This window comes from Spirosoma spitsbergense DSM 19989, assembly GCF_000374085.1.
GTDB lineage: Bacteria > Bacteroidota > Bacteroidia > Cytophagales > Spirosomataceae > Spirosoma > Spirosoma spitsbergense.
Genome location: NZ_KB893614.1, coordinates 78,448 through 97,058, shown reverse-complemented (window position 1 = coordinate 97,058; position 18,611 = coordinate 78,448). Strand labels below are relative to the sequence as shown.

At 47.9% G+C, this 18,611-nt stretch carries 20 protein-coding genes; 7 read left to right on the top strand and 13 right to left on the bottom strand.

Annotated features, from left to right (window positions below):
* Positions 1–65: 65 nt before the first annotated feature.
* On the bottom strand, positions 66–887 hold the full coding sequence (locus B157_RS0132955; RefSeq protein WP_020607559.1) for an Fpg/Nei family DNA glycosylase: 822 nt from the start codon (positions 885–887) through the stop codon (positions 66–68).
* A gap of 373 nt (positions 888–1,260) precedes the next feature.
* On the opposite strand from B157_RS0132955, the gene B157_RS0132950 reads away from it, so the two are divergent.
* On the top strand, positions 1,261–2,196 hold the full coding sequence (locus tag B157_RS0132950; RefSeq protein ID WP_020607558.1) for a hypothetical protein: 936 nt from the start codon (positions 1,261–1,263) through the stop codon (positions 2,194–2,196).
* 64 nt (positions 2,197–2,260) lie between these two features.
* Here B157_RS0132950 and B157_RS0132945 read toward each other — a convergent pair whose 3' ends face one another.
* From B157_RS0132945 to B157_RS0132920, 6 genes are all read right to left on the bottom strand, one after another.
* Positions 2,261–2,698, bottom strand: coding sequence for a hypothetical protein (locus tag B157_RS0132945; protein ID WP_020607557.1), 438 nt, complete (start codon positions 2,696–2,698; stop codon positions 2,261–2,263).
* Positions 2,695–3,567, bottom strand: coding sequence for a transglutaminase-like domain-containing protein (locus tag B157_RS0132940; protein WP_020607556.1), 873 nt, complete (start codon positions 3,565–3,567; stop codon positions 2,695–2,697). The genes B157_RS0132945 and B157_RS0132940 overlap by 4 nt, the downstream gene beginning before the upstream one ends.
* Before the next feature lie 101 nt (positions 3,568–3,668).
* Positions 3,669–5,294: an OmpA family protein gene (locus B157_RS0132935; RefSeq protein ID WP_020607555.1), complete on the bottom strand. Its 1,626-nt coding sequence runs from the start codon at positions 5,292–5,294 to the stop codon at positions 3,669–3,671.
* Between the two features lie 102 nt (positions 5,295–5,396).
* Positions 5,397–5,603 (bottom strand): type II toxin-antitoxin system HicA family toxin, encoded by a 207-nt coding sequence (locus tag B157_RS0132930; protein WP_020607554.1) that lies wholly within the window; start codon positions 5,601–5,603, stop codon positions 5,397–5,399.
* A complete protein-coding gene (locus B157_RS0132925; RefSeq protein ID WP_020607553.1) occupies positions 5,600–5,839 on the bottom strand; it encodes a type II toxin-antitoxin system HicB family antitoxin in 240 nt (79 codons plus the stop codon). The genes B157_RS0132930 and B157_RS0132925 overlap by 4 nt, the downstream gene beginning before the upstream one ends.
* An 82-nt stretch (positions 5,840–5,921) precedes the next feature.
* Positions 5,922–8,216, bottom strand: a complete 2,295-nt coding sequence (locus tag B157_RS0132920; RefSeq protein ID WP_020607552.1) for an ATP-dependent helicase — start codon at positions 8,214–8,216, stop codon at positions 5,922–5,924.
* An 85-nt stretch (positions 8,217–8,301) separates the two neighbouring features.
* On the opposite strand from B157_RS0132920, the gene B157_RS0132915 reads away from it, so the two are divergent.
* Positions 8,302–8,904 (top strand): Uma2 family endonuclease, encoded by a 603-nt coding sequence (locus B157_RS0132915; RefSeq protein ID WP_020607551.1) that lies wholly within the window; start codon positions 8,302–8,304, stop codon positions 8,902–8,904.
* A 4-nt stretch (positions 8,905–8,908) separates the two neighbouring features.
* Here B157_RS0132915 and B157_RS0132910 read toward each other — a convergent pair whose 3' ends face one another.
* Entirely contained in the window at positions 8,909–9,352 is a 444-nt protein-coding gene (locus B157_RS0132910; RefSeq protein WP_020607550.1) for a hypothetical protein, read from the bottom strand.
* Between the two features lie 160 nt (positions 9,353–9,512).
* Between B157_RS0132910 and B157_RS0132905 the strand changes: the two genes are divergently transcribed.
* Genes B157_RS0132905 through B157_RS0132895 form a run of 3 tightly spaced genes read left to right on the top strand, consistent with a single transcriptional unit; the run spans position 9,513 to position 11,810 of the window.
* On the top strand, positions 9,513–10,121 hold the full coding sequence (locus B157_RS0132905) for an RNA polymerase sigma factor (protein WP_020607549.1): 609 nt from the start codon (positions 9,513–9,515) through the stop codon (positions 10,119–10,121).
* Between the two features lie 59 nt (positions 10,122–10,180).
* Complete coding sequence (locus B157_RS0132900; protein WP_026309122.1) at positions 10,181–10,777, top strand: hypothetical protein; 597 nt, start codon at positions 10,181–10,183, stop codon at positions 10,775–10,777.
* Positions 10,758–11,810, top strand: a complete 1,053-nt coding sequence (locus B157_RS0132895) for a hypothetical protein (protein WP_020607547.1) — start codon at positions 10,758–10,760, stop codon at positions 11,808–11,810. The genes B157_RS0132900 and B157_RS0132895 overlap by 20 nt, the downstream gene beginning before the upstream one ends.
* Here B157_RS0132895 and B157_RS0132890 read toward each other — a convergent pair.
* Positions 11,803–12,315, bottom strand: coding sequence for a cupin domain-containing protein (locus B157_RS0132890; protein ID WP_026309121.1), 513 nt, complete (start codon positions 12,313–12,315; stop codon positions 11,803–11,805). The two genes, B157_RS0132895 and B157_RS0132890, sit on opposite strands and share 8 nt — an antisense overlap.
* Before the next feature lie 43 nt (positions 12,316–12,358).
* Entirely contained in the window at positions 12,359–13,129 is a 771-nt protein-coding gene (gene tpiA / locus B157_RS0132885; RefSeq protein ID WP_020607545.1) for a triose-phosphate isomerase, read from the bottom strand.
* Positions 13,130–13,363: 234 nt separating this feature from the next.
* Here tpiA and B157_RS0132880 point away from each other — a divergent pair, with 234 nt between their 5' ends.
* Positions 13,364–14,629, top strand: coding sequence for an aspartyl protease family protein (locus tag B157_RS0132880; protein WP_020607544.1), 1,266 nt, complete (start codon positions 13,364–13,366; stop codon positions 14,627–14,629).
* A gap of 16 nt (positions 14,630–14,645) precedes the next feature.
* On the opposite strand, the gene B157_RS0132875 is transcribed toward B157_RS0132880, so the two are convergent.
* Together B157_RS0132875 and B157_RS0132870 are read right to left on the bottom strand one after the other, a co-directional pair.
* A complete protein-coding gene (locus B157_RS0132875; RefSeq protein WP_020607543.1) occupies positions 14,646–15,680 on the bottom strand; it encodes a sensor histidine kinase in 1,035 nt (344 codons plus the stop codon).
* A 102-nt stretch (positions 15,681–15,782) separates the two neighbouring features.
* Positions 15,783–16,490, bottom strand: coding sequence for a response regulator transcription factor (locus B157_RS0132870; RefSeq protein WP_020607542.1), 708 nt, complete (start codon positions 16,488–16,490; stop codon positions 15,783–15,785).
* Positions 16,491–16,798: 308 nt separating this feature from the next.
* Here B157_RS0132870 and B157_RS0132865 point away from each other — a divergent pair, with 308 nt between their 5' ends.
* Complete coding sequence (locus tag B157_RS0132865) at positions 16,799–17,950, top strand: AI-2E family transporter (RefSeq protein ID WP_020607541.1); 1,152 nt, start codon at positions 16,799–16,801, stop codon at positions 17,948–17,950.
* Between the two features lie 24 nt (positions 17,951–17,974).
* On the opposite strand, the gene B157_RS0132860 is transcribed toward B157_RS0132865, so the two are convergent.
* Complete coding sequence (locus B157_RS0132860) at positions 17,975–18,604, bottom strand: LON peptidase substrate-binding domain-containing protein (protein WP_020607540.1); 630 nt, start codon at positions 18,602–18,604, stop codon at positions 17,975–17,977.
* Positions 18,605–18,611 lie beyond the last annotated feature (7 nt).

Here is an 18,611-nt window from a genome sequence, read left to right as displayed (position 1 = left end):
TCTGTAATTAATGTATATACATTTAATAAGAAAACTATGTTTTTCATCAGGAAGTTCACCACGTATCAGCTCTGAACACGCTGCTCTGTTGGGCAGAAAAAGGTAGTTCGTCCACCAACGGTTGAGCGTTCAATGCGAGCCCCGCAACGGGGGCAGTATTTATGGGCTTCTACATCATCATAAGGAGAGTTATCCCACTCCCGGACGTGAATCAGGAAGGTATTCGGAAAATCACGGTAGGTGGCTTCGTAGCGAATTGCCGTGTTGAGTACCAGCCCAATGGCGTTGTGAATCCGGGCAATTTGACTATCCGTCAGGGTATTGGCCCGCTGTTCCGGATGAATAAGTGCCTGAAACAAGACCTCATCCACAATCCAGTTTCCTAAGCCAGCCACCACGCTTTGATCCAGCAGCACCGGTTTGATGAATGCTTTTTTGGCTCGTAATTTCTCTGCCAGCTCCGGCAGGGAAACTGTCAAACCATCCGAACCAATTTTCTTTCGTTTTAAAAAGGTATCAATATCGTCGATCAAACCTACCCGCTCGAACTTACGCGGACACAGGAACCCCAGATTATAGCCGTTTGTAAATGAGAAAACGATGCGGGCAAAGCGTGGCCGATCAAGTGAAGCATGGTAATAATCAAGATCGCCGGTCATGCCGAAGTGCATATGAAGGATTACGCCGGGTTGGTCGGTCAGGACAAAAAGGTTCTTACCAACGCGCCGTGTTTCGGTAAACTGTCTTCCCGTGAGCGTTGTCACGAAGGTTGATGGGTCAGTTGTTACCAATTTTTTATCCTCAATCTCAATGTGACTAATAGGCTGATGAAGCGAAGACGTTTCGAGGTACTGCCGTCTAATGTCAACCTCTGGAAGTTCGGGCATCTTTACAGGTTATTTGCGAAATAACTGCGGGTGATAGTTCGTTGTTTGGCGTAGATAACCAGTTGCCGGCGTTTGTTCGAGGGAAAAAACTATTGATTGTATGGTCTATTTGTTTGATAGTCAACGTACCTTTTTCTTACCGTTACCAGAACCACAAAAAACATTTCCCAACAAATATCTGTTGTAGGGAGCAATAGGCTGGCGGAAATAAACGTTCCGATACTATTGGCCAAAGGATGATTTCGGATTTCAAGCGTAAAAGTTAACTTCTTTACCCTTAAGAGACCTTAAATGTAGCAGACTCTACACAACCGCGCGAGCGGCTTTTTTACCAAGTTTGTGCATGTTCAATCATAAAAATTGAAAAAAAACAATGGAAAATACCCCGCAAAAATCTAAGACCAACGGTGCCTTACTGGCGGCCTTAATTATTATGACTGGCCTGGCCGGTGTAGCGAGTTACCTATATTTTGATGAGAAAAAAGTTGCCGAAAATCAGGAAGTAACCATTTCTGAGCGCGTCGAAGAACTGTCGACCACCCGCGTTAAACTGGATTCGATTTCAACTGCCCTGGACGCCAAAATTGCTGAAGTACAAAAACTAGGGGGTGATGTTTCGGAACTGGAAAAAATGAAAGTCCAGTTGGAAGAGGACAAAGCGTCGCTGAAGAGAGGCAACCGCATATCGTTAGCAAAGTACGAAGCTAAGATCAAGCAATACGAAGCGTTTCTGATCGAGAAAGACACGCTGATCTCTAATCTTCAGCGCGAAAACGTGACGCTGGCTACCAACGTAAAAGTGCTGGATGAGGAAAACAGCGGTTTGAAAACGGAACGGCAGAAACTGGCTGACTCCGTAACCACGGTTGTATCGAAAAATGAAGAGTTGGCCACTAAAGTTACCAGAGCTGCTGCGCTGAAAGCACAGAATGTGAAAGTGTTCGCCGTTAACTCGAAGGGTAAAGTGAAAGAAGACGATTCGTACAAGGCCAAGCGTTTAGATAAAATCAAACTGGTTTACACGCTGCTGGATAACCCACTGACGAAGGAGGAGCCTAAGGATGTGTACGTTCGGGTGCTGGACCCATCGGGTGCTGTAGTGTCTGATATGGCTAATGGGTCAGGGACTTTCAACGTAGATGGCAACGAAACCATCTATACCACCAAGCAGACCGTGAATTATACAAACAACGGAAAGAATGTTGAGTTGCTTTACACTCGTGGTATTCCCTACAAAGCTGGTAAATACACGGTAGAATTGTATTCAGAAGGTTTCCGGATAGGGCAGGGTGAGTTTGCCGTACGGTAATATTTATTACTAATAAAAAAGCGCAGTACCCAAAGGTGCTGCGCTTTTTTATTAGCTGAATTTTTTATTGAATGCCGCTAAAGATCAGGTTATTAGCTGAATCTCCTGGTATGGTCAGACGCAGCAGTTGTCCCTGCTTTTCCATCCCATTATTCGTGAAAATACGGTCGGTTTTCAGGGTCCCAATTGTTAAACCAGCAACCTGAAGTTGAATGCCATCCGATTGCTGTTTTACCAGCACATGCTGGATGGACTGACTGCCTGGGGTCGGATAAAATTTAGTGTATGTAAGTGTTAGGGTACTATCCGATTCTGCTCTCAGCTCAGTATAAGGCATTTTGTCGGTGGGCGTGGCCACGCGGGAAGGATCGAGGTACAAATTAGTACGATACAAACCCACAGCTTTAGAGGCCAGCGAAGACGAGTCAGGTGAAATATCTGTCTCGCTATAACAACCCGACAGAATCCCTATCAATGAGCAGAAAAGCAGTGGTTTTTTCATGGTGTATTGCTTGTTTGCTGACTAGACCCCGACGACATTGAATTGGTTGGAGCGTGATCTGCTTTTTTTTCATTTTCACTTGCATCGTTTTGCGCCAGTTCGACCCAAACTTTCATGTCATTGAGCTGCATGGAACCAAACTGAGTAGTAAAAGCTACATCGGCAGCATCACGTCCATAAGCAACGGTTATTCGATTTCCCCGAGGATTCTCCTGCGTTGCATCGAACGTAAACCATCGGCCATCGGCGTAGGCTTCAAACCAGGCGTGAAGATCCATTGGATCAAGCTGATACAAATAACCAACGACCATGCGGGCAGGAATATTCAACGCACGGCAGAGAGAAATACCCAGGTGAGTAAAGTCCCGGCAAACGCCAACGCGGTTATGAGCCGTATCGACGGCCGACGTACTGGCATCGCTGGTTCCATATTCATACTTTATATTCTCATGAATCCATTTCCGAATGGCTTCAGCCTGATCGTAGCCTGGTTCGGCGTTTTTAGTAATCTGGGTGGCCAGATCCCCTAACTGATCGGATTGGCAGTAGCGGCTTGGTAAGGTGTAATGCAGTACATCGTCGGGCAATTCCTCAACCGGCGTATAAGGAGCACCGGGAGCAACGTCGATTAAATCCGCAGTTTGCACAGTAGCCGAGAAATGAATAGAGAAAGGACCCTCGGGGGCAACGACCCGTTGGCAAAGATTACCATAAATGTCGGTAAACTCCGTTACGTTAACGGAGGGTATTATTTGATATTCTTCCCGAACAATCCATTGGCCGGCGCCGGAGCGGGGGCGTAACATCAGGATTAGAGGAGTTGGCGTTTGGGCTTCAAAAGACAGTTCACAGCCAGCATCAAGTTGCATTGTTTGTCAGTTATACTAGTAGAGAATTACGGTTGTCAAGAGGTAAACACAAAACAATGTATATGGTTGATGTGATTCGGCTTATTACCTGTAATAGGCAGTTATTTCTTGATAATGACAAATTCTACCCGCCGGTTTTGCTGCCGACCGGCATCGGTATCGTTCGTGGCAATTGGTTTCACTTTGCCAAATCCTTTGCTGGCAATGCGATCTGGCTCAATGCCTTTGCTGATAAAATACTCCCGAACAGCGTCCGCTCTATCCTGTGATAGTTTGTTGTTTATTTCGTCGGAGCCGGTATTGTCCGTATGGCCGCGTACCTCGATAACCATCTTTGGGGTTTCATTGAACGTGGTAACCAGCCGATCCAGTTCTGGTCCTGATTCCGGTCTAAGCTCCGACTTACCCGTATCGAAAAAGATGTTATTCAACCGAACGACACTTCCTTCTTTTATGGGTACCATTTTAATTTCCCGGCCCTTTATTTCCTGAAACGCTTTGGGCTGTGTCAGGTCAACGTTATCTCCTTCCGCAATGAAATCTTTGGCAATGGCCCGCATGCTATATTTCTGTCCGTAAGGCAGTACAATTTTGTATTCGCCCGTGAGCGGGTCAGACGTAGCCTCGCCCGCTTCGGCACCGTCGGGCAGGGTTTGGTAAACGATCCGGGCTTCAACGGGTTTACCCGTAACTTGATCGACTACTTTCCCACTGATGAGTGCCACCGGGTCGGGGCGGGTAACATCCGTTGCGCTGGCAACCTCACTGCCCCCGCCAACCTTACCCGGCTGATTTGCGGGTTGATCAGTACTGAGTTTTACCCGTACAATGTCACCTTTGCCAAGCGTATTTTTGAACGTCGTGAGGTAGGCATAATCGCCGGAGGCACTTAGGGTGTAATAGGCATCATAGCCATCGGTGTTTACTTTCGAGCCCAGATTAACGGGTTTCGACCAATGTTTCCAGGTTTTATCGACCCGCTTACATACGTAAATATCGTTGCTGCCCAGGCCGCCTTCCCGATTGCTGGAGAAATACAGCGTGGCGCCATCGGGAGCTAAAAAAGGAGTAGTTTCGGTGAATTTAGTGTTCACCTCATCACCCAAATCCATCGGCTTGCTCCACGACCCGTCCTTCTGCCGAAAGCTGACGTATATGTCGTCTTCCTTACTGTTTTTCTTCTCGCTGAACGCCATCAGCAACACTTTACCGTCCGCCGACATGAACCCACAGTCAAACTGGCCCTTGCTCATGCTGACGTAGTTGGGGATGTCCAGCTTTTGCGGGGGCGACCATCCGGTAGCGGTTTTCTTGCTCAGCGAAAAGCCACGGGTTTCGTAATTGCCGTTGTTATACTGCCCTTTGATGAGCATACTATTGCCATCGGGTGTAATACTGTAGGCGCAGTTGTATTCGTCTTTATTGAGCGGGAAGCCCATGCGCCGGGCGGGTCCCCAGCGGTTATTGACGGTGTCGAACTCCGAAAACCAGATATCCTGACTGCCTTTATCGCCGTGCGTATTGTTAGGGTGGCTAATCCGGGCAAAGTACAGGGTGCGGCCATCCGGCGAAATAACGGGATTGATTTCGTTATACTCCGAATTGACCTGATTGCCCAGATTTTCGACGCCAGTCGAATCACGCGCCGGGGCACCCGGCTGACCGTTGACAGACAGGGTAATCAGCAGAAAAGTCAGGCACAGGGCCAGGGCACCATTGGCATTCATAAGATCAAGCAAAGGCGAGGAAAGATACTTTCAAGAAGAACGACGCAAAGCGTGGGTTTTGTATGAAATTGATATGTACTGACTGCGGGTATTGACCAATTATCAATCAATAGTTGACGTGTTGATTCCTGCGTCTTTTAAGATGCCCATGAACGTACCTTTTTTCATGTCTTTACCATGAATAGGGACTGGTACAGTGATTTTCGTATCAGAATTATAGTAAATGTGATGGCTTCCTTTACCCATTCGCTTAAGATAAAACCCGTTCTCCTCCGGAATTTTAATCAATCGTTTTGGCGAGAGGTTCATACTAACTCAGTCGTCAGAGTGAGCGAGTATTCCAGTGTTTGACTGTCATCTGGCGGTATTGGCTGACCTTCCTCTTTCAATACTTCTAAACATCCTTCGATAGCATCTTTTGCCATAGCAATAGCTTCTTCTACGGTCTCCCCGTAAGTAATACAGCCTCGGATGGCCGGTACTTTTACCGTATAGCCACCTTCGGGTTCAGGCGTTAGAATCAGTCGGTATTGGAGTGTTTTCATTTGATAAGTAGAAGGCAAGGTAGTATGATCGTAGAATAAATCTGTCAGGGGCTAATAATCTTTTCGTACTTACCGAATGACCTCACACCACTATCCGCAGTTTGGCAAAGCTCAATAGCAACGTTCGTTCACCAGCCTGCTCAAACTGAATGGTGGCTTTCCGGTCTGTCCCGTTCACCTCTATTTTTTTGACGGTGCCGAAACCAAACTTGGCGTGTTCAACCCGTTGCCCCTCGGCTAGTTCGGCGGTGCTGGTCGGGGCAAAATCGGCGGAGGGGGTGTGGGATACCGTTGGTTGTGGCGCCTGCGAACGGGCCGTTTTCTGCGCCAGAGACCGCACAAACGACATCGAACCAGTCGACGTGCTTTCGCTGCGGTCCCGTTCGGGCCGGTCGAAATCCATCCGGCTCGGTGCCGACCGTAACTTCGACATTTTCAGGTATTTCTGGTCGATTTCCATCAAAAACCGGCTGGGCTCGCACATTTTCAGGCGACCGTAATGATAGCGCGTTTCGGCGTAAGAAATTGACAGGCGTTTTTCGGCTCTGGTAATGGCCACGTAGAATAGCCGCCGTTCTTCTTCCAGGTCATTTCGGCTTTCGAGCATCATCTGGCTGGGAAACAGGTCTTCTTCCAGCCCTACAATGTGTACGTTCTTGAACTCCAGCCCTTTGGCTGCGTGGATGGTCATCAGCGTAATCCGGTCGTTATCCCCATCGTCCTCTTTCTCGTCGGCAGAGGTCAGCAGCGAAACGGATTGCAGGAAGGCACCCAGACTTTTTTCGTCGTTATCCGGGTTATCGACGAACTCTTTGATGGCGTTCAATAGTCCCTGTACGTTTTCGTAGCGGGCTAATCCCTCAACGGTTTTATCATCATGCAGTTCCTTGAGTAACCCCGATGCTTTAGCAATATGAGAGGCCACTTCGTAGGCGTCTTTCTGGTCCAGCAGGAGCTTGAAACTCTTGATTAAATCGGCGAAGGCTTCGATAGCAATGGATGCCCGGCCGGCGATATGTTTACCGATTTCGGCGACGATTTCCCAAACGGAATCCTGCTTTTCGGCTGCGATGACCGCCATTTTAGCGACCGTAGTATCGCCAATGCCGCGCTTGGGCAGGTTAATAATCCGCTTGAAGGCTTCTTCATCCTGCTGATTGACCGTGAAGCGCAGGTAGGCAATCAGGTCTTTGATTTCCTTACGCTGGTAAAAGGACAGCCCACCCACAATCCGGTACTTTATACTCACTTTGCGCAGGGCTTCTTCAAACGCCCGCGACTGGGCATTAGTCCGATACAGAATGGCGAAGTCATTATTTACGAGCGAGTCGTTCATCTTGGCTTCGAAGATAGCCGAAGCTACCAGTCGCCCTTCTTCGTTGTCTGACGAAGCCTTGATCACGTCAATCAGGGGGCCTTCGTCATTAGCCGTGAAAACGTGTTTCTCCAGCTGGTTTTTGTTGCGGGCAATGATCGAGTTGGCGGCCTGCACAATGGTATTGGTGGAGCGGTAGTTCTGCTCCAGTTTCACTATTTTGACGTTCTCCGTACCATAGTCGCGCTGGAAGTTCAGAATGTTTTCGATGTTGGCACCCCGGAAGGCGTAGATACTCTGGGCATCATCCCCAACGATGCAAATGTTCTCGTGAACGGCCGCCAGCTTGCGGGTTATCAGGTATTGTGACACGTTGGTATCCTGAAACTCATCCACCATGACGTGTTGAAACTTGTGCTGATACTTGTTCAGAATATCCAGATGGTCGCGGAACAAAACGTTGGTATTGAACAGTAAATCGTCAAAGTCCATCGCGTTGGCCGCAAAACAGCGAACACTGTACTGCTTATAAATCCGGCCGGTGTGCGGCATCCGGGCCGATTCGTCATCCGCCATGATTACCGCGTTATTGAGGTAATCGTCCGGACCAATCAACCGGTTTTTAGCGCCCGAAATCCGACCAAATACGCTGTTGACACGGTACACCTTATCATCCAGTCCCATTTCTTTGATGATACTCCGCAACAGCGATTTCGAATCGTCGGTATCGTAAATGGAGAAGTTACTGGTATAGCCAATGGCTTTGGCTTCAATACGCAGAATCTTGGCAAATACAGAGTGAAACGTACCCATCCAGATGTTGCGGGCTTCCGTGCCCACTACTTTTTCAATTCGGTTCCGCATCTCACCGGCAGCCTTGTTGGTAAAGGTCAGCGACAGGATTCGGAATGGGTCGACGCCCTTTTCAATGAGGTAGGCAATACGGTATGTCAGTACGCGGGTCTTGCCCGAACCGGCACCGGCAATAATCATCAAGGGGCCATTGCCGTGCATGACGGCTTCCCGCTGGGGGTCATTCAACCCGGAAATATAATCAACCATTCAGCTCGTTTCTATCCTTATATAACCCATAAAAGTAGGAAATAATTTGGTTGGGGCCTTGTCAAAAAAGGGTATCTTTGAGGAGATGGCCAACGCTCAAAACGCTATGACTGCTACGCAAACATCGGATGTACTGTTGCCAACTCATCTAAAAACGGTGGAGGAGTTTGAGCAGTGGCAGGAGCGACATGCTCAGGAGGGTAGATATGAATTTGTCCGGGGGCGTATCATCGAAAAAAAGGACGTGAAGCAACTGGAAGCATTTATTATCAAGTTTCTTACCCGGGCTTTTGTAGCAACATCGGCCTTTCGGAGTGGAGGTGAGTTGTTTCAGGAAATGGATGCTTACATCGATGATACGCGTAAACGTCGGCCTGATTTGGCCTATTTTACGGCTGAACAAATCGTGGAGATGAGGGCAGGGCAACATCTGCCGACGTTGTTTGCCATCGAAATCTTATCTGATTCCGAATCGTATAAAGATGTCACGGACAAAATTCAGGACTACTTTGACGCGGGTACTCAATTAGTCTGGTACATTGTTCCCCGAACGGACGTTCCTGAACAACAGAAAATTTACGTTTATACGTCCCCTGACGAGTCGAAAGCGTACAAGGGGACCGAAATTATTTCGGCGGCTCCCGTCCTACCTGACTTTCAATTCGCCGTAGCCGATTTGTTTGCCTGAATGTCTATAGCATTGGCCCCATATCCACGTCCATCAGCGTTGAGACCGACGAATTAGTGGCAATACCCCCATCCCCTTTGCTATAACGGAACCACTCGTGCGTTTTGTAGTTATAGACGAATCCTTCCAGAATGCCATAATCGTTGTCTTCTATTAAATGGATAATCTTCCTAAGGTCGTTTCGTTGCCCGTTAGTCTGGCAAACTTCGATGATGATTTTGGTTTCCTCGGCTGCTCTATCATAAAGAATTACATCAGGTACCGCATGGCCGGGCCCTTCATTTAATGGCGTTTCTGGCAATGGGATGAGCGTTATTGTCTGTTTGTGAAAGTACAGTACACCCAATTCAATAGTGAGTTTGCTGATAACAAACTGATGTTCTAACGGCGAGTTTGTTCCGTCGTCCTCCTGAATGAATGGTGGCCTGGAAGTTGGAAAATTATACATATCGGATGATGAAATTCAGCCGTCTAAGATACAGAGAAACAGACTGGTAACCGAACGGATGCTTAAACGACAACTTTTTATGAATTAGTGTGCAACATTCCTGTTTTTCCTGCATCTTTCTTTCGTTGGTACCTTAAATCACTGCGCGCTGCTGAAACTGTTGGAATCAAACCGAAACCGCACCCGTCCGGGCAAGGACGACGGACCGCCCTACCCGGACCGCCATGCCGACCTGGTCAAACGCTGCCAACAGGGAGAGCGACGGGCCCAGTATGACCTTTATCAGCATTACGTGAAGGCGATGTATAATATTTGCCTGCGGATACTGAATCATGAAGCCGAAGCCGAAGATGTTTTGCAGGAAGCATTCATGGATGCGTTCGGCCACATCGCGTCCTTTCGGGGACAGAGTACGTTTGGGGCGTGGCTGAAGCAGATTGTGGTGAACCGGGCTATCAACCAGTTACGCAGCAGGCGGCTGGAGTTTATTGATCTGGATTCGTACCGACCCGGTGAGGGTGAGGGCGATCTGACCGACCGGCTGGATGTTGCCGACGTTGAGCCTTTTGATGAACAGGCCGTTACGCTGGAAGTAGAACGGGTAAAACGGGCTATGCAGCTACTGCCCGAAGGATATCGGGTAGTGCTGTCCCTGTACTTATTTGAAGGCTATGACCACGAAGAAATAGGAAATGTGCTGGGTATCAGCGAGACAACATCGAGGACGCAGTATTTAAGAGGTAAAAAACGACTGCTTGAATTATTATAACGTACTCAACTTACTAACAACAACAATGAACGACAACCTTAATGGAAGTCGACACCAATATGAAAAAAGATAATCTGGAACGCTTCGTCCGCGACAACCGCGAAGCATTTGACGATAAGGAGCCTACCCATGACTTATGGCTAAAAATAGAAGCTGGTCTGGACAGGCAGGTACCCGATAAAAGCAATCCATTTCGGGAGGTGCACAAAAATCGCTGGCAGTCTGGTGGGCAGCAAATTGGCTGGCCCACCCTCAACTGGCGCGTGGCCGCTTCCATCGCCGTTCTTTTGCTGGCGGGGTGCTTCTATTACATTAATCATCAATACGGTGTTGCGCAACAGCCCCTGTTGGTAGCGGCCAGCCCCGGTTATGCCAGAGAAGTTGTTCAGTACACCCGGCTTATTGACGACAAACGGGCTGAGTTGAAGCAGATGACGGAAAACGACCCCGATTTGTATCAGGAGTTTTCGGCAGACCTTAACCGCCTTGAAAAATCGTACCGGTCTTTGAAGTCTGACTTTCCGAAAAACCCGAATCAGGAAGTGCTGATTCAGGCCATGATTCAGAATTTACAACTTCAGATTAACCTGCTTAATGAACAGTTGCGCGTTATTCAGCGCATTAAACAACAACTCAATGAAACGAATCCTGTATAGCTCCCTCCTCTGTCTGGTCCCACTGATTACCTGGGCCGGCGGGATTGGGGCTATTGAAAAGAAAAAAACGATCATCAAACTATTCGATGTAGACAGTAAGGATAATCTGGTCATTGATAATCAGTTCGGCCAGGTTTCGGTCAGGCTGTGGGATAAGGCCGAAATTCGGGTGCAGATTGTGATTACCGCTAATTCCGACTCGGATGAACGGGTGCAGAAATTCCTGGATGCAGTATCCATTGATGAAAGGCGAGACGAAAACCGGATTGTGATTCGTACAAATTTTAGCCAGAGCAACATCTCGAACTGGAGCATGAGTAAATGGAAAGAGGGGGGTGACCGGAATTTCGTTAAGATTGACTACGATGTTATGATGCCTAAGCAGAATGCCCTCTCAGTCCGGAATAAATTTGGCAATACCCTGATTCCTACCTTTCATGCGCCCCTAACTGTATATAGCCGGTATGGTAACTTTAGTAGTACCGATGAACTCACCAACCGGCAGAACGATATCGACGTGGCTTATGGGAAAGCTGACATTCATATGCTCGACGAAGGGAAGCTGACCATCGCTTATGCCTCGCTTGAACTCGTGAAAGCTAACGTGCTGACGCTGATCAATAAATTTGGTAAAATGAATATTGGCGAGGTGGGTAAACTGGACGCCGATATTAACTATTCGGGCGGCAAGGTAGGAACGCTGCATGAGTCAGGCAAAATCAAGCTGGACTTCTCGGGTGGATTTCGAATTGGCCAGTTACTCAAAACGGTGAACAACGTTGACATTCAGGCCGCTTATTCATCCGTTGCGCTACCAATGGACCACGATACCGACTGCGACTTCAACGTAACGGTTAGTTACGGTAATTTTAACTACTCATCCGGGTCGGCCATGCATTTCAGCAGTCAACCCTCTGATAACGATAACAATCGAGGGGCACGCCTAACGAAGCAGTATATTGGTAAAGTGGGCAATGGCTCCGGTACTAAAGTGAAGGTTGTAGCCAAATTTGGCAATGTAAACTTCAGGTAGTTAAGCGGTCAATAACGGCCTGATGCTGCGGAAATTCGGCCAGCAGCGTAGCCCGGTCTGCCAGTTCAAAATCGGCAAAGTCGAAGCCGGGGGCTACGGTACAGCCAACGAACGAAAAATTATCGTCGGTTACCACGGAATCAGAGACGGGTTTTGAGCCAAACCAGCACCCGGCCAGAACCACTGCCTGAAACACCTCACCCCGGTCGGGCCGGTTGCCCAATCGAATAAGGGTGAAATCACCCACCGGCGAAATGACGGAGATCTCCAGTGGCAGGCCCGCGTAGAAGTGCCAGATTTCGTCGGACTGAATCCGGTGGAGGGCTGAGAATTGATGATTTTCCAGCAAAAAATAGATAGCCGTCCCAAACGATCGGGCTCCCTGAAACCGGTCAGGTAGAGCAGACTGCGGGATAACTTCGGCAGAACGATATGTTTCGGCGAAATAACCACCCTCAGGATGAGCGGTCATGTTAAATCGTTCGACGTAGTACGCTGATTTCATGGTAGTTTCTGACGGCCAGGAGTATCCCTGGCCGTCAGTTAGTTTACTGAGCCGCTTTCACAACCGTTATAAAATCGGGGGCTTTCAGAGAGGCTCCACCAATCAGGCCGCCATCCACGTCCGGTTGGGCAAACAACTCAGCCGCGTTTTGGGCATTGGCACTACCACCGTACAAAATGGATGTTTCCTGCGCTATTTCATCGCCGTATTGCCCCGCAATATGCCGGCGTAACTCGAAGTGCATATCCTGCGCCTGCGCCGAGGAGGCCGTTAGACCGGTGCCGATAGCCCAGATTGGTTCGTAGGCAACAACCACCTTGCTGAACGATTCGGGTGAGAGGTGGAACAGGCTATCGGTTATCTGGTCTTTCACAAAGCCGATGTAATCCCCATTTTCGCGCAGGTCGCGGGATTCGCCACAGCAGAAGATAGGTGTAAGGCCATTCTCGAGAGCACTATTTACTTTTTCGGCTAGTTGGGTGTTACTTTCATCAAAATACTGCCGCCGTTCGCTGTGACCCAAAATGACGTATTCAATGCCGATGGATTTGAGCATGGGAGCCGAAATTTCGCCTGTGTAGGCGCCAGATGCCTTTTCGTGGCAGTTTTGAGCACCCACCGAAACGTTTCCAACGGTAGCTACCTGCTGCTGAGCCATAGTCAGATAAAGAGAAGGGGGGCATAACACCACCGTTACCTCGGTAGCAGACGAGGCTTCTTCCTTAATCAGGTTGACTATTTCCGACAGTAGCGCCTGGGCTTCATCGGCTGTTTTATTCATTTTCCAGTTACCGGCAACAATTTTCTTACGCATAAGTAGGTAGTAATGAGCTAAAAAGCATTTCCAAATCTCAAACAAAGTCCTGTTTGAGGTCAATCACCGGCGAAATTAAGTCTTTCTACCGAAAGGGGCATTTGCGGAGTGGTGTAAATTTTGCCCATCGGTCAGCTATGAGGAGATTTAGACTGACATACACTAAACTTCCTGCTAAGTTCTTGTGTTATTCTGATAAAAAATACGTAATTTCAATGTTAAATAACATATACTATGAAAGCGCTTCTACTGGCAATCGGGTTTTTAGTACCCTGCCTTGCCGTACGGGGGGATGACCATCATCACCGTACACCAGACAAGGAGCGGTATGGCTTTTTTATCGCTAATAATCGTACATCCACCCGCATTCCTTTTCAGCTTCACTCCAATCTTATTATTGTTCCGGTACAGATAAATCAATCGGACACCCTGTATTTTATACTGGATACGGGTGTCAGCAATACCATTGTTACTGACCCTGACGCTTTTCGTGAAAAGCCACTTACGCTTACCCGAAAAATTAAACTGAACGGAGCCGGGGAGGGAGGCAGTTTGACGGCCTCCATAGCCATAAATAATAGCCTGAGCATGGGCGGTCTCAAAGCCGCACATCATAATATCGTTATTCTGGATGAAGACATGCTCAAGCTATCCGAGTATGTTGGAACGCCGGTACACGGAATTTTTGGCTACGAGATATTCGCAAACTTTGTGGTCAATATTGATTTTCAGCGGCATGAACTGGTTATCATGAAACCTGAAAAATTCAAGTACAAAAAACGTAAAGGAGATAGATACCCCATTACCATTCAGGATACGAAAGCCTATACCGATGCCCTGTCTGTGTTCGATGGGGAGAAGACGATGCCATTACGCGTGGTACTGGATACGGGCGCGGGTCATGCGTTGTTGCTTGACCGGACCCGCAGTTTGGGAGCGCTGGAAATACCCGAAAAGAATATCCGGGCACAGTTGGGCAGGGGATTGAATGGGGTTATCAACGGACGCCTTGGCCGTATTGAGAAAGTTCGGTTTGGCCGGTATGAACTGGACAATATTCTGGCATCTTTTCCCGATAGCATGGCCTTTGGGATGAAACTGGTCAATATGCCCGAACGCCAGGGAAATGTAGGCTGCGAACTGTTACGCCGGTTTAAAGTTACGTTCAACTATCCCGAGCAATACATTGTGATGAAGCCCGTAAAACGGTTGCTCCACGAGCGTTTTGAGCACGACATGAGCGGCATGGAACTCCGGGCAAAAGGAGAGAATTTTCATAATTATTATATCGACAAAATTGTACAGGGCTCTCCGGCCGACATGGCGGGTCTGGAAGAAGGCGATGAAATGCTGTTTGTTAACAACAGTTCGGCAAAGGAGATGACAATCAGTGAGATATATAAAATACTTCAAAAAGGCGAAGGGAAGGAGGTATCGGTACTGGTTCGACGCGGGGGGCAGATGATTGTGGCTAGTTTCCTGCTGAAAAGGCTGATTTGAGCGTAGTCATAAACAATCAATCCATCCGGTCCAGCTTAAACCGAAAGGTTGTTCCCTTCTCTATTTTGCTCATTACGGTAATTTTGGCTTTGTGCGCGTTGAGAATGTGCTTTACAATGGCCAGCCCCAGACCCGTACCACCCCGGTCTTTGGAACGGCTCTTTTCTACCCGGTAGAATCGCTCAAAAATCCGGCTCAGGTGTTCGGGAGGAATGCCCGGTCCATTGTCCCGTACCGATACGAGAATATGCTTCTTTTCTTCGTCCAGACTGACGATAACCCGCCCACTTTCATTTCCATATTTCACCGCGTTTTCAACCAGATTGCTAATGGCCTGTGTAATCCGCTGCGGGTCGGCTTTTACCCAAACGGGAGTAGAAAAAGCGGTCTTTAATGATAGATTTATATTCTTGGTCTGCGCAATTCCTTCCAGTTGCTCGAAAATTTCCTGAATAACATGAGTCAGGTCAATTCGGTTAAAGTTCATTTTTATCTCTCCGGTTTCCAGTTGCGAGAGAGCCATCAGATCTTTTACCAGCGCATCGAGTCCATCGAGGCTTTTAGCGGCTTTCGACAGAAATTTATCCCGTACCTTTTCATCGTCAACGGCTCCGTCAATGAGGGTATGGATGTATCCCTGAGCGGCAAAAATGGGCGTTTTTAACTCGTGCGAAACGTCGGCCAGAAATTCCCGCCGAAACTGCTCCAGCCGCTTCAGTTCGTCGATTTCCTTCTGCTTCTTGGCAACGTAAACGAAGATTTCGTCATTCAGTTTCTTGAACGGGTTCGTATTCTTGATAATCGACTTTCGGGAAATACTAAAATCACGAATCTTAAGCTGATGAATCGTTTTGTACATCTTGTTGACCTCCCGAAATACTAGCAGTTCAATGGCATACAGGACCAGAAAAAAGGAAATGGCGAACGACGAAAGTCCGACAACAAAGAGCATACTGGTAGTTACCCCTTCTACAAACGTAAGAAAGGCTACGGTCAGTGCCGAAATCAGGCAAGCCAGCAAAAGGGCAATAAAGCGGGGACTTAATGACATGGAATAAAGATATAGAGAGTGAAAGAGTGAAAGATCGAAAGAGTGCAAAATCTGCCCATCGGGGACAGTTGCTGCTCTTTCACTCTTTCACTCTTTCACCCTTTATTTCGGCTGGTCGGTAAACATATAGCCAACGCCTTTCAGGGTTCGGATGTGGGTATCGCCAATCTTTTCGCGGAGTTTACGAATGTGAACATCTACAGTTCGCTCAAGTACGTAGATGTCGGCCCCCCATATTTTTTGCAGCAACTCTTCCCGGCTGCACACTTTGTTGGGGTGCTGCGCCAGAAAAAATAATAGTTCAAATTCTTTCTTTGGCAGAATGACAGACTTCTCATTCTGGGTAACCGAGTAATTCTTGCGATTGATCAGCAGGTCGGCAATGGTTATCTGTTCGCCGGGGTCCGCCTTCTGGGCTTCCCGCCGAAACAGGGCATTGATTCGGCTCATCAGCGCACGGGGCTTGATGGGTTTGGTAATGTAATCGTCAGCACCAACGTCGAAAGCCGCCACTTCAGAATACTCTTCCGACCGCGCTGTCAGATATAAAATGTAAGTCTGGCGCAGGTCGGCAATGTCACGAAGCTGTCGGCCCGTTTCGATGCCATCCATATGAGGCATCATGATATCGAGCACCACCAGTTCGGGCAGATACGTTTTAGCGATGTCAATGGCTTTGCGTCCATCGGTTGCAGTTCGAACATCGTAGCCTTCTTTGGTCAGGTTGTATTCGAGCATTTCAACGATGTCTACGTCGTCATCGACGACTAAAACACGGTGCAGGGGTTGAGCGGCTTTGGCAGCACTCATGTGAAGTGAAGTTGGTAAAATGAATTGCGTCTATACACCATACACACGATCGGCTGGCACGTAAACAGCCCGAAGTTACGCGACTTATCCACAACGTTACCAAGCCTAAACGCATACTTAACAAAAACTTAACAGCTTCTGGTACATCCTTATCAATCGGTAATGCTTGAAAACGAGCTGATTAATTCACTATAGAGTAAGGCAAGAGATAGCAAATCGGGTTATTTCTGATGCTACAAGGGGTTTAAAAGAGGAAGCAAACGTAAAAAAAATAACAACCCGTATACACCATTGTTATTACTTGCATTATGAACATTCGCTCCCGGGAAACCGAGTTACCCTACGTCGCCAAACTGGCTTGCGTACTTATATCAATGGTTGTCGTTGTTTACGGCCTCCATATCCTAGAAGGGTTACTAATTCCGCTGGTTTTCGCTATTCTGTTTGCCGTACTCCTGTTCCCACTGGTAAAGCGGCTGGAAGGCTGGGGGATACCCAGAATACTGTCCATTATAGTATGCCTGTTGTTGGCACTGGGTGTGGTATCTGCTTTGTTTTGGGGTATTTCAAACCAGATAAGCAATTTTGCCGAAGTATTACCTCAATTTACCAAGCGTGCGAATGAATACATAAACAGCATCCGAACATTTGCCGACGAACGGTTGAATATCGACCGTCAGCGGCAGATAACTGAAGTCAAAAAGTACCTGAGCGATGCCATGTCGGAAGGCGGGGCTATTCTAACAACAACGCTACTGGCCACCACCAGCATACTGGCTAACCTGTTTCTTGTACTCCTGTTCGCCTTCTTTTTTCTGCTTTATCGCGACTTTTTCCGCTCGTTTTTTTACAAACTCTTTCATGACGTTCGTCGGTCGGAAATTGATGGAGTGATGGGCAAAATTTATGAAGTAGTAAAAGACTATCTGGCTGGTCTGGTGCTGGTTATTCTTATTATTGGTACCCTCATGACGGTTGGCTTGCTAATTCTGGGGGTTGACTATGCGGTGTTTTTTGGCTTTTTCGGAGCCTGTCTGGTGCTCATCCCTTATTTCGGTATATCAATAGGTTCGCTACTTCCAGCCGCCTATACGTTAGTTACGCAGGATAACCCATTAAAGGCAGTGGCGGTGATAGGCGTATTCTTATTCGTTCAGATGATAGAGGGTAACTTTATTACCCCGTACATTGTCGGTTCCAAGGTTAGTATCAACCCACTGGCAGCTATCGTTGTCCTTATTCTATGGGAAAATATATGGGGATTGCCCGGTCTGGTTCTGGCTTTGCCTATGACGGCAATTCTGAAAGTCATTTTTGATTCAGTGGATACACTCAAGCCCTACGGTTTTGTTATTGGTGAAGCAGAAAAGCCTCGTCCCCCCATAAAAAATCTGAAGGAACTGGCTGAGCAACTACCTAAACGGGCTAAAAAAATAGGAACAACTCAGGAAGAAAATTAAGACCGGTATGGTGTTTGGGAGCAATCAGAAATTAAGCGGGTCGAGATTTTTGAAGTGGCCGTTCATCCGGATTCGCTGCTTGGTGCGCTCCATATCCGATACCACCGGCAGTACGGTGTTGAGGTGCTGGATCAGGAAAAGTTGCCGTTCGGCCTCGCTTTCGAGCGTGAGCAATTCGTATTCCTGCTCGACAGAAAGGCCAACTTTGTGCGCTACTTTATAAGACAGGTTTCCGGTGGTTACGCTGTAATCCGTTTCAATTTGGAGCAGGCCATATAGTTGTTCGAGCCGTTCGGCCAGAGCCGTGGCGTGGGCGCTGAAATTATCGCCGGGTTCTACCAGTTCTACCTCGCCCCCTGCGTATAGTTTACCCGGCACCGGGTTCTCAAAATTAACCAGTCTGAAAACGCCCAATCCTTTCGATTTAATATCCATCCGGCCATCCGGATAGCGTTTGTGGAGCGTGGTCACGTGCATTTCGGTGCCGTAGCCGGGTAACTTGTTATTGATGAAAGCCGGAATGCCAAACGTCTTTTCTTCTTCCAGACATTCGTTGATGAGCTCCCGGTAGCGCGGTTCGAAAATATGTAGATTCAAATCCTCACCGGGATACACGATTAAGTTGAGCGGGAATAGGGAGAGCGTCTTTTCCATAATGCCG